The organism is Ruegeria sp. YKSD179, assembly GCF_059612885.1.
This window is the reverse complement of sequence record NZ_JBXWRL010000082.1, coordinates 1-10,810: the sequence shown is the minus strand read 5'-3', so window position 1 is coordinate 10,810 and position 10,810 is coordinate 1. Positions and strand designations below refer to the sequence as shown.

Sequence of the window (10,810 nt, the reverse complement as noted above, 5' to 3'; positions counted from 1 at the left end):
ACCAACTAAAGGCGGCGTCCGAGAATACAGGCGTCGACGTCAAAATCAGTTGGCAACCGTTCGAGTTGAACCCCAAATTGCCTAAAGAAGGGCAAAACCTTCGGGCGCATATGGCCGAAAAGTATGGGACAACTTTGGAGGGAAGCATTCGATCGCGCGAAAGGATATCTGCAATCGGAGCCGAACTTGGATTTAAATTCGACTATTTTGATGAAATGCGAATGTACAACACATTCAAAGCTCATCAGTTAGTTAACTATGCCGGAGACTACGACAAATCCCAGGACGTTTCGATCAAGCTGTTTGAAGCCTTCTTCGGTCAAAGACAAAATATCAGTGACATTGAAATACTGGTCAAAATTGCAGACTCTGTAGGGCTGCCCGACGACAACGTGCGTAAAGTCCTTGAAGAAGAAAGCAGAGCCATGGCCGTTCGCACACGCCAACGCTACTGGACAGATTTAAGGGTCAGCAGTGTACCAACTGTGGTCATTCGACCGTCTTTTGCCGTTTCCGGGGCTCAAGGTGTGGACACCTATTCCAAAATACTCTTGGGTGCCCAAAGAAATTGAGCCGCTGCCCCGGAATCAAACACTGCGATCTAACAGTGAAGTAAAAACTCTTTAACGCCTCAGGTGACCTCAAAGGTTCACCGAAAGCGTTCAACAAGAAGACTAAGGAGATATATGTGAGCTACCAAAAGTACTTGAGAGAAGCATGCTATGTAGGCGGGGACTGGATTGCCGCTGACTCGGATGCTCTGATCGACGTCCAGAATCCTGCGACCGGCGAAGTGATCGGAACTGTTCCGAACTGCGGCACAGAAGAGACCCTGCGCGCAATTGAAGCTGCTAAACTAGCGTTCCCTGAGTTTTCATCGATGCCACTGCTCGAACGGGTCAATCTTCTTTGGGACCTGCAAGACGCCCTGCTGGACAACAAACAGAGCCTTGCGGAACTTCTCACAATTGAACAAGGCAAACCACTCGCTGAATCTCTGGGCGAGATTACCATTGGGGCTGCTTATGTCCGTTGGTTCGCCGAAGAAATCCGCAGAACCAAAGGTGAGATTGTTCCCTCGCCAACGAACGGCAGAAAGTTCCTTGTTACAACTCACCCCGTGGGCGTCGTTGGCATGATCACCCCGTGGAACTTCCCGTCATCGATGTTGGCCCGCAAACTCGGCCCGGCTCTAGCAGCTGGCTGCACCGTGGTCGCAAAACCAGCCACTGCCACGCCGTACTCAGGATTGGCCTGGGGTGCACTTTGCGAAGAGGTCGGATTTCCCAAAGGAAGCGTGAATATTCTGACAGGTTCTGCCCGTCAAATTGGTGGCGCGATAATGAGCTCTCCGGATGTACGCAAAGTTACTTTCACAGGTTCGACCGAAGTCGGAAAAGAACTAATCCGGCAGTCTGCGGACACAGTCAAGAAAGTCAGCATGGAATTGGGCGGCAATGCGCCGTTTCTGGTCTTTGAAGATGCCGACCTGGATGCCGCTGCTGAAGGTGCTATCATTTCGAAATTCAGAAATTCAGGACAAACTTGTGTTTGCGCCAACCGTTTCTACGTACACTCGGACGTATATGATGCATTCGTTGAAAAGCTTGTTGAAAAAACCAACGCCTTAAAAATTGGTAACGGCCTTGACGAAGGTGTTCAACAAGGGCCACTGATCGATGATGACAGCCTGGCAAAAGTAGAAGAACTGTTGGCTGATGCAGTTGACCGCGGTGCAAAAGTCGCGACAGGCGGAACCCGGCATGAGCTTGGCCATACCTTCTTCCATCCCACCGTGGTTACTGAAGCCAATCAAAGCATGCGCGTTGCGAAAGAAGAAATATTCGGACCACTCGCTCCTATTTTCCGCTTTGACAGCGAAAACCAAGCAATCGCTATGGCGAATGATACTGAGTTTGGCCTCTGTGCATACGCATATACCAAAGATTTTGGCAGAATCATGCGTCTCAACGAAGGGTTGGAGTACGGAATGATTGGCGTAAACTCTGGCCTGATCACAACGGTTGAAGCGCCGTTTGGTGGTGTCAAGGAAAGTGGTCTGGGCAAGGAAGGCGGTAGCCAAGGTCTGGAAGACTATCTGGACAAAAAATACACTGCCGTCGATTTTGACGTGGCAACCTAACCAAGTTAGGAAGCTGGTTTAGATTTCTTCCCGGGGTCTTATCCTCGGGAAGAGCTTGGGAGCAATTTTTACATTAAAGAATTTACAAATTTGTCCAATCCAAAGCGCCGGCATTTCGATTAAAAAGTTGAGCTTCCAAAATGAAGATAGGCTTGGCTGTTGCTTTACTTTTCGTAGTACTAGGCGGTGTCTTTTTGCTAGCGGCACTTTTGACGACACCAATGCACTCGGACATGGATCAGGCTGAAGAATCTTTTTCGCAGATTAATACGAGTAGAAAACCGTCAGCCAAGGCGAATTTCCTATGTAATGTCGGTTTAACTTTCGTTATTTTCGGGATCACCGGAATTACGATCCTAAAGTTCCTGGAAACCTATTACGGCTGAGGCCGAGATTGAATTGCACCTAATAAGTGAAACAGCATGTAGGAAATGATCAGCGTGGCTTCGTTCATAGCTTACTTCGATTTCACTCGATTTTTGCAAGGGACCTAGCAGCTGCTCAAAGGTAGTTGGGCTTTTACTATACATTAGATACACAGGACTCCCCGACCCAATCCTCTTTTCGCTTTTGGTACTTACTACGAGAGTGACTTAAGGATGCTTTGGATCTTCAATAAATTCCACCAAGTCCAACGTGCTAGAGTCTGGCAAGCCGAAATTCCTGGCCATGCGGCCAGGCATTCAACTGTTGCGCGTGATTCATCAAAATCATCCTGACCTACAGATATACCAGCCGCAACAATCAGAATGGAGATGTTGATCACTTTTCGCGTTCCCAGACAGCTGAATATTAGGCTAGCACCACGTCCTTTTGGTTTTCCCATCCTGATATGTTGCTATCTCCATTAACGCTCGTTTTTTTACATTTTTGAGAGTTACTGAGATCAAAATGAGATTTCACAATTACTCCTGATAAGTTTCTGTTATCGGGCTTAATTGAATTCTTGACGATTTCGGTTCATATTGCACTCAATGTCAGTTCCAGCGCCCTATATCCCCAATCTTACCCCTGCCCTTTCAGAAGCAGATCACGAAGCTCTGACCGACCTGTACATAGAGGGAACCCCGGCAAACACTTTGCGCGCTTATGAACGCGACCTCGTTTACCTGACCGCATGGAAATTGGCACGATTTCAAGAAGACCTTCTTTGGCCTGAGACTGAGCCAACCGCCCTGGCCTTTATACTCGACCACGCCCGAGACCTAAATGAGGCGCCCGAAGCAGAAGCGGCACGTGTTGCAGCGCAAGTGCTTATTGCGCAAGGGTTACGGCGAACTCTGGACTGCCCTGCCCCATCTACGTTGGATCGGCGTATAGCTTCGTGGCAGGCATTTCATCGCATGAAAAACCTGCGCTCTCCCTTTGATGCTCCACGTGTCAAACAAGCCCGGGCAAAAGCTCGCCGCGCTGCGGGTCGCCCCCCTAGTCCAAAATCAGCGAACCCTATTACTCGCGATATTCTGGAACAAATGTTAGCAACATGTTCTGGTACACGACGCGATTGTCGTGATCGCGCCCTACTAATGTTGGGATGGGCCTCAGGCGGAAGACGGCGGTCCGAAATAGTAGAACTCCAGCGCAGTGATGTTTCTTTGAAAGATTTCCACCAGAACGGTTTGATCTGGATTTCGCTGATAGAGACAAAAACGACCGCTAAAGGAAAGACACCGCGGTTGGTTCTAAAAGGTCGCTCAGCCCAAGCATTGATACATTGGATCGAGCTGGGCGCAATCGACAATGGGCCACTGTTTCGCCCGATATCAAAAGCTGACCGTGTTCTTAAGCGTCCACTTAGCCCCGATGCTGTTTATCAAATCGTTAAACATCGCTTGTCTTTAGCTGGTCTGCCAGATGGGTTTGCTTCACCGCACGGGCTTCGTTCAGGGTTTTTGACGCAAGCTGCGTTGGATGGTGCCCCGATACAAGCGGCCATGCGGTTGTCCCTGCACCGATCAATGGCACAAGCTCAAAAATATTACGATGACGTCGAAATCGCTGAAAACCCAGCGACGGACTTGCTTAAATAAGTAAGGCGCCGAGGTTCACCCAGCACCTTTTAAAGACATTCCGACAAAATCTTACCCGTGGGTAATATCTTCCTCTTCACGTAATTCATCGATCATAGTTGCTATTGCTCGCTCCAGTTTGGCGCGGTCCACCCTTGTAAAATCCAGATTGTACCTCAACTCGATCCGTCCGCTTGAGGCCGAGCACTTTGCAATTCCGTCCCTGCCCGAAACCTGAAAGGTAGTTTTGGCGCGGCGCGGTTTTTCTTGACCTTGAGCGTTTTGTTTCCTTTCCGGGGCGGCGGCCGAATTCAGAAATTCTCGCAAAATAGATATCTCGCGTGCACCGTCCCTATCAGGTTCGCCGTTTAATGCGGCACGAAGCCGATGGACCAATCCAGGATCAGAATCGAGCCTACGCTTGAGTTCAACCCCAACATTCCGCGGTATTTCATTGGGATGGTTCAAATCTTCACCCAGCATCATAATCAGACTGGCGAACGCTCGTATGTAGCTGCGTTTGGTGTAACTGGCTGATTTAAATAGGATTGTCACCGCTTTGTCGACATCTGCACAGTCATTGTCCGGCTCGGCAGCATAGGCTAGGGCGAGGGTACCCATTTCTGCAAACGAGATATCCTTTCGGATCAAATTTTCATCGACCATACGACGGTAACTGTCGCCCAGATCTGCTCCGTCTGAAATTCCGGCTGGAATGGCCGCATATTCCTGCTCACCTGTTTCCTCAAACAAATCTCGGTAAGCGGATAGTCGACGCATTCCCTGAATCAAGTCGAATCGACCATCAGCTCGGCGTTCGACGCGGATCGGATTGGATAACCCAATGTCTTGAATCGAAGCCTTCAGTTCCTCCAACTCTGCATCCGGTCCGGGTTTCCGATCCCTTGTCAGTTTTTCAGTAACGACGTCATGCAGGGCAATTCGCTCGGTAACTAATCCTTCTGACCGAAGCCGTACCAGCTCGTGGGCGAGGCGATCATTCTCTTCTCTTATGGCATCTTGAGTTGACTGCTGGTCCCGCAAAGCCTCTGCATTTTCCGTAATAGCTGCCGCCATTGGGCCGCGTCTTTTTTCCGACGCTTTTTCCGGAACCTTGCTGGCAGGAATATCTTCCATCGCCGGCACATCGATATCAAACATTCTGCGCTTGCGGCTCATGCGTCATCCTCCAATTTGTCCCAGGCCGACAACATCACGCCCCGAAACTCTTCATATGCATTATCAAAAGTCGAACGGGCACGACGCCACGTCTCACGTGTCATTTCTCGGTAGTCCATCTCATAGACTGAACTTAGGAACCGCCCGGATTGCTCAACTGCTCGGGTCATTTCGACCGGATGCTCAGCCAAATGATCGCCAAAAACCTTACGGAAGGCGTCATACATCGCCAAGTGCAATGCATTTCCCGGCTCATATCGCGTCAAAAGGAAACGCACCTCAGCGAAGGCTTTGGGTAGACTAATCTTACCCGTGGGTAACGTTTTATCGAACCCATAGGCTAAATCTTCCAACGCTTCAGCCAGCTGTCCGATGAATGAAGTAGTCGAATCATATTCCCAATATCCAGGACCAGACGGTATATAGAGCATATCCGCCGCGAAGACAGCATTCATCGACTGATAGCCAATGGCCGGCGGGCAATCGAATAAGATCAGATCGTAGGCATCATCTGGTATCTGATCCAAGTAACGTGATACAGCAGCAAAGAACGACCACTCTGGATTCAGATGCCTATACTGAGCCGACGCAAACTCCACAAAGGCAGCATTCGCACAAGAAGGTATGGCGTCGATGGTGGACCATGACGTTTGTTTGATAAAATCTGAGATCCTGAGATCCCCCAAACCCATGTCAGTTATTGATGGGGGAAGCTGACGGTGGGGCAGGGCAGTACCAGATTCAGCAGCCACTGACCGGCTGTTCATCCGCTCAGTCTCACGGATCAAATCTCGGGCCATGATACCCCAAACGGTAAAGTCCTCCGATACGTCAGTCAGGCCCATGGAGTGGCTGAGCGTGGCCTGAGGATCAAAGTCTACGACAAGCACTCTGTAACCATCAAGCGCAGCCGCATGGGCCAGGTGCAGCGCCACGGTTGATTTTCCTGCACCTCCCTTGAAATTCGCGACCGCAGCCCGAATCGCTCGTTTACCGACCGGACGCTGAGGCATTAGTACCTTGCGGTTCAACTTGAGCCGACGGCGTAACTCATTGACCTCCTCCAGACTGAACCATCGCTGCCTCCCCTCTGGCTCTACCTCGCCACCTGGCAGCGATGGGTCTGCCGCCAACTTTCCCCGAAATGTCGACTGGTTGATACGAAATATCAATTCAGCCACCTCCCAACTGGAGAACCTGCGCAACGTCTTTTCCATCTCGGGACTGAATGTCTGTCGTCGTATCCAGCCCTGCAGTTTAAGGGACTGCGTGCGCAATGCGTTTAGGTCTTCGTGCGTGTACATGCCTCAGGTCTCTTTTTTGGACGTAAATTTTTCTACCGTTATTATTTACGCTCAGTTTGCGAATATAGCAAAATAAATTATTCTTACTTTGAGACCTTACCCATGGGTAACAAACTAAGGCAGATTGCAACCACAAACGAATTGCCGGGGACTGCAACCACTGATTCTTCCTGCAGAGGAAAGAAAACAAGATTTAGGGGGACATTGGAGGCCCTGTATCAGAATATAGGGGGACAATAAAGTGCCTTAAGGGGACACTCAGGCTGTCCCCCATCACCAAAGTTCACCATTTTTATTTGAGTTTATTGAATGAATTTAGTGTGTATTCTACTCCGCACTTGACAGAATCGGCGCAATGGACGCTAATCAGAGAACAAATCGGAAAAGCGTTGACAAACGGCGCTAATATGGCGGCAAATGTCGCTAGAGGCAGTTTGAGCGGTGAGGAGGACAATGCAGGTTGCAATACCGGTGGGACGTAGCGCGCCTGCCATAAAATACGACATTTTATCCGCACTGACAGTTTTCGCTTTGTCTGGTGACAAACATCTTCAGAGACGCATACTCCGGCTCGTTTGTCTGATTACGACAAGATACAACTGGCGCAAAAATGAACTTTCGATAGGTCGAGAAGAAATAGCCCGTTTATGGTCAGTGGAAGAAAGAACTGTAAAGCGCGAAATGGCCAAATTCCGATCGAACGGATGGGTAACGGTAAAAAGACCTGCCGCCCGAGGGCGCGTGGCAGTGTATGCGTTGGACCTGCGACAAATTCTACTGGATTGTTCCAGCGCGTGGCCTTTAATCGGACCAGACTTTCTGGACAGAATGTCGACCGCCCCAGAACCAACGACCAATGTGATTCCCTTTCAGGCTAAAACCGCTTCAGCCAACGCAAACGGGGATGATCTTTGGACACAAGTGCAAGCTTTTCTGCATGAAAGAGACCCAGAACTCTGGTCGAGCTGGTTCCAGCATCTGACCGAAGCAGAAAGGGCAGGGGGCTGTGTCACATTGGTCGCGCCATCAAGGTTTATGGCAGATTACATTTCGCAAAAGTGGACAACACGGTTGCTGGCAGCTTATGGCCGAATAGACCCAACCATTAGATCCGTTAGGATCGAGATGACTGAATGATGTATTGGCCAATGATATCTTGAGGTGAAATGCAACCAGCGAACGGATTGACGTTGCGACAAATACTCTTGAATTTCAGCCCGCGAGTTATTTAATCGGCGCGTCTGGGCTAAAATTTGGTGGAACCGATACCGGGCTTGCCCCAAATTGTCTTGCCGACTATCTAGCTAAAAATGGATCAATCGCCGGTGGCGCGCCGCCTTCGCCTGTTCCAATTGAAATGAATGTGGAAAATCGCATTGAACAAGTTGAAACAGAAACTCGCCAACGAATTGGATGAATCCGTTCTGTGGCGGCTGTTGTCGGAAAACATGCGGGCGCAGGTTGTGCCGTACACCGTTGCCGTGATCGCGATGGCTTTTGTCGCGGCGACCACTGCTGCGGTAGCTTTCATGATGCGGGACGTCGTTGATTCTCTTTTCGACAGCGGCAATTCCGCTAGGATCGCTGGAGTGTCGTTAGCGGTTTTTGTAATTTTCGTGATCAAGGGAATTGCAACTTACGTTCAGGTCGTTGCAATGACGCGGGCCGGAAACAGGATCGTTTCAATCCAGCAGATCAAACTTTACGACAAGCTTCTGAGGCAAGGTGTCTCTTTTTTTAATCTGACTGAAAGCTCCAATCTGCTGATGAAAGTTACGCAGACAGCTCGGGCGGCCCGAAAAGTTATAGAATTAATGGTCACGAGCGCTGTACGTGACACGCTCACACTTATTGGTCTGGTTGCGGTAATGTTTTATCAACAGCCGGTACTTTCTTTGTTTACTCTGATTATTGGCCCACTTGCGATTTGGGGCGTAAAATCGCTTTTAGAAAAAGTTAGGGAGATCGCTGACATGGAACTGCAATCCATGGCAGCGATTATGAAAGTTATTCAGGAAACGTCGCGTGGCATCCGCGTCGTTAAAACTTTTGGCCTGGAAGAGCGCATGGCCAATCAGATGTATTCCGCGGTAAAAAGCGTTGAAAAGCGTCGCAACAAGCTAGCCCGTCTACAGGCAGCTACCAGTCCGTTGATGGATATTTTGGCAGGATTTGCGATCGCGTCTGTAATTGGCCTAAGTGCCGGAAATTTGTTTGGTTCTAACGGGTCGACTCCGGGGGAGTTGATGTCATTTGTCACAGCTGTGATGATGGCTTATGAGCCTGCCAAAAGACTTTCCAGGGTGCGCGTAGGATTGGAAGTCGGACTGCGTCAAGTTCGTATGCTTTTCAAATTGTTAGATGAACCAGAAACGCTACCTGAAAACGAAAATCCCGAAACGCTCCCGGAAGGCCCTCGTCAGTTAGTGTTCGACAGTGTCACTTTTGGATACAAAAGTTCCGATCCCATTCTCAAAGATCTGTCGTTGACTTTTGAAGCGGGTCAAACAACTGCTTTGGTAGGATTATCTGGTGGCGGGAAGTCTACCATTCTTAATCTAGCGCTTCGGCTATACGACCCTCAATCCGGCAGCGTTCTGATCGATGGTCAGGACATCAAGAAAACGTCTTTTCAATCATTGCGCAGCAACTTGTCCTTTGTCGGGCAAGAGACCTTTTTGTTCTCAGCCTCTATTTTGGACAACATTCGGTTTGGACGCGAAGGCGCGTCGAAAGACGAGGTAATTCAGGCGGCCAAAGCGGCAAATGCTTATGATTTTATCATGAAGCTGAACGAAGGCTTTGATACAATGGTGGGCGAAAACGGAGCGTTCCTATCCGGCGGTCAGAAACAGCGTCTCGCGATCGCCCGAGCCTTATTGCGTGACAGCCCGATTTTACTGCTTGATGAACCTACCAGCGCTTTGGATTCGGAATCCGAGCATTTGGTACAAGAAGCACTTCGTCGTTTGACGAGTGGTCGAACGACCATCATTGTCGCGCACAGATTGTCAACGATCCTGCATGCTGACAAAATAATGGTGATAGAAAACGGTCAGGTCGCCGAAGAAGGCAACGCAAAAAAGCTGCTGGAGCACTCGGGCCCATTCCGCACACTTTATGACCACCAATTCGCAGATGCTATGAAAGCAGGATGAGCCAAGTGGCATTGTGGTTCATGACCGAGGGTGAAGTTGTATGGATGCCTCGGTAATCATTCCGTCTTATCGAAGTTGGGACCAACTTCAAGCCTGTTTGGATTGTTTGGCAAAGCAAACTTTGAGTTCGGATAGGTTCGAGATTCTAGTGGTTAACAATGACCCGTCTGATCCTGTTCCTCAGGAATTCAGGTTGCCGTCGAATGCTCGGCTTATGAAGGAAGCGAAGCCGGGGTCTTACGCAGCGCGAAACTGCGGTATTCGCGACGCTACTGCAGACCTCCTGTTCTTTACGGATTCTGATTGCCTTCCAGTACCGGGCTATTTGGAAGCAGGTTTGCGCATAGCTGATGAGAATCCAGAGGTCGGGCGGTTTGGCGGCGAGGTTGTGCTGGTACCGAATGGTGAGGATTGGACATCTGCCGAACTCTATGACCGGTTTTTGGGGTTGGAACAAAAAAAATGGGTCGAGAGGAGCCGCGCGGTCACAGCAAACCTAATCGTTCGTCGACGTTTGTTGGAAAAGATAGGCCCGTTTAACGATACCGTGTTGTCTGGTGGTGACATGGAGTGGAATGATCGGGCCAAAGCTGCGGGTGCACCGATCATGTTTGCCGCTGAAGCTATCGTCCGCCATCCAGCGCGAGGAAATCTGCGGGACCATGTTACCAAGGCTCGGAGGATCGAGGGCGCGCGGCTGCGTCGCAACGCGAGCCGCGGATGGGTGAATTACATTCCACCAATCCACAAGCTTATCCCGTCCTTCAAGACATTGATAAAGTTATTGAGAAACCCTGAACTAGAAACACGTCAGGCATTTGCTGTCTGGGGTGTGCAATACGTTATTCGTGTGGTCAAAATCACCGAAACAATACGGCTTTTGTGGCTGCGCCGACCGGATCAAAGAACATAGTTTCCGTTTCGGTGTAGCGAGCCCAATGCGCCATTGAAGACGAGTGCCCTCTGTAAGGTTCAACTGCCTACGCCGATATACGTCTCGAAACCGGCACCCAAAGC

Annotated in this window: 9 protein-coding genes; 7 read left to right on the top strand and 2 right to left on the bottom strand. The window is 49.8% G+C overall.

Going from position 1 to position 10,810, the window contains the following annotated elements; translation table 11 throughout:
• From AC2FNE_RS23335 to AC2FNE_RS23320, 4 genes are all read left to right on the top strand, one after another.
• The coding region (locus AC2FNE_RS23335) for a DsbA family oxidoreductase (RefSeq protein ID WP_496806414.1) at positions 1-572 on the top strand (572 nt) is incomplete at its 5' end.
• Positions 573-688: 116 nt separating this feature from the next.
• The gene (locus AC2FNE_RS23330; RefSeq protein WP_170605611.1) at positions 689-2,143 is read left to right on the top strand and encodes an NAD-dependent succinate-semialdehyde dehydrogenase; all 1,455 of its coding nucleotides are present in this window, start codon (positions 689-691) and stop codon (positions 2,141-2,143) included.
• Positions 2,144-2,283: 140 nt separating this feature from the next.
• A complete protein-coding gene (locus AC2FNE_RS23325) occupies positions 2,284-2,529 on the top strand; it encodes a hypothetical protein (protein WP_170605613.1) in 246 nt (81 codons plus the stop codon).
• 588 nt (positions 2,530-3,117) lie between these two features.
• The gene (locus tag AC2FNE_RS23320; protein ID WP_170605619.1) at positions 3,118-4,173 is read left to right on the top strand and encodes a tyrosine-type recombinase/integrase; all 1,056 of its coding nucleotides are present in this window, start codon (positions 3,118-3,120) and stop codon (positions 4,171-4,173) included.
• A 51-nt stretch (positions 4,174-4,224) separates the two neighbouring features.
• Here AC2FNE_RS23320 and AC2FNE_RS23315 read toward each other — a convergent pair whose 3' ends face one another.
• Together AC2FNE_RS23315 and AC2FNE_RS23310 are read right to left on the bottom strand one after the other, a co-directional pair.
• The gene (locus tag AC2FNE_RS23315) at positions 4,225-5,331 is read right to left on the bottom strand and encodes a ParB/RepB/Spo0J family partition protein (RefSeq protein ID WP_170605620.1); all 1,107 of its coding nucleotides are present in this window, start codon (positions 5,329-5,331) and stop codon (positions 4,225-4,227) included.
• On the bottom strand, positions 5,328-6,635 hold the full coding sequence (locus AC2FNE_RS23310; RefSeq protein WP_170605622.1) for an AAA family ATPase: 1,308 nt from the start codon (positions 6,633-6,635) through the stop codon (positions 5,328-5,330). The genes AC2FNE_RS23315 and AC2FNE_RS23310 overlap by 4 nt, the downstream gene beginning before the upstream one ends.
• 453 nt (positions 6,636-7,088) lie before the next feature.
• On the opposite strand from AC2FNE_RS23310, the gene AC2FNE_RS23305 reads away from it, so the two are divergent.
• The 3 genes from AC2FNE_RS23305 to AC2FNE_RS23295 all read left to right on the top strand — a co-directional run bounded on the left by AC2FNE_RS23305 (position 7,089) and on the right by AC2FNE_RS23295 (position 10,706).
• Complete coding sequence (locus AC2FNE_RS23305; protein WP_496806413.1) at positions 7,089-7,772, top strand: DnaA N-terminal domain-containing protein; 684 nt, start codon at positions 7,089-7,091, stop codon at positions 7,770-7,772.
• Between the two features lie 239 nt (positions 7,773-8,011).
• Positions 8,012-9,793, top strand: coding sequence for an ABC transporter ATP-binding protein (locus AC2FNE_RS23300; RefSeq protein WP_217362377.1), 1,782 nt, complete (start codon positions 8,012-8,014; stop codon positions 9,791-9,793).
• Positions 9,794-9,833: 40 nt separating this feature from the next.
• On the top strand, positions 9,834-10,706 hold the full coding sequence (locus tag AC2FNE_RS23295; protein WP_496806412.1) for a glycosyltransferase family 2 protein: 873 nt from the start codon (positions 9,834-9,836) through the stop codon (positions 10,704-10,706).
• Positions 10,707-10,810: the final 104 nt, after the last annotated feature.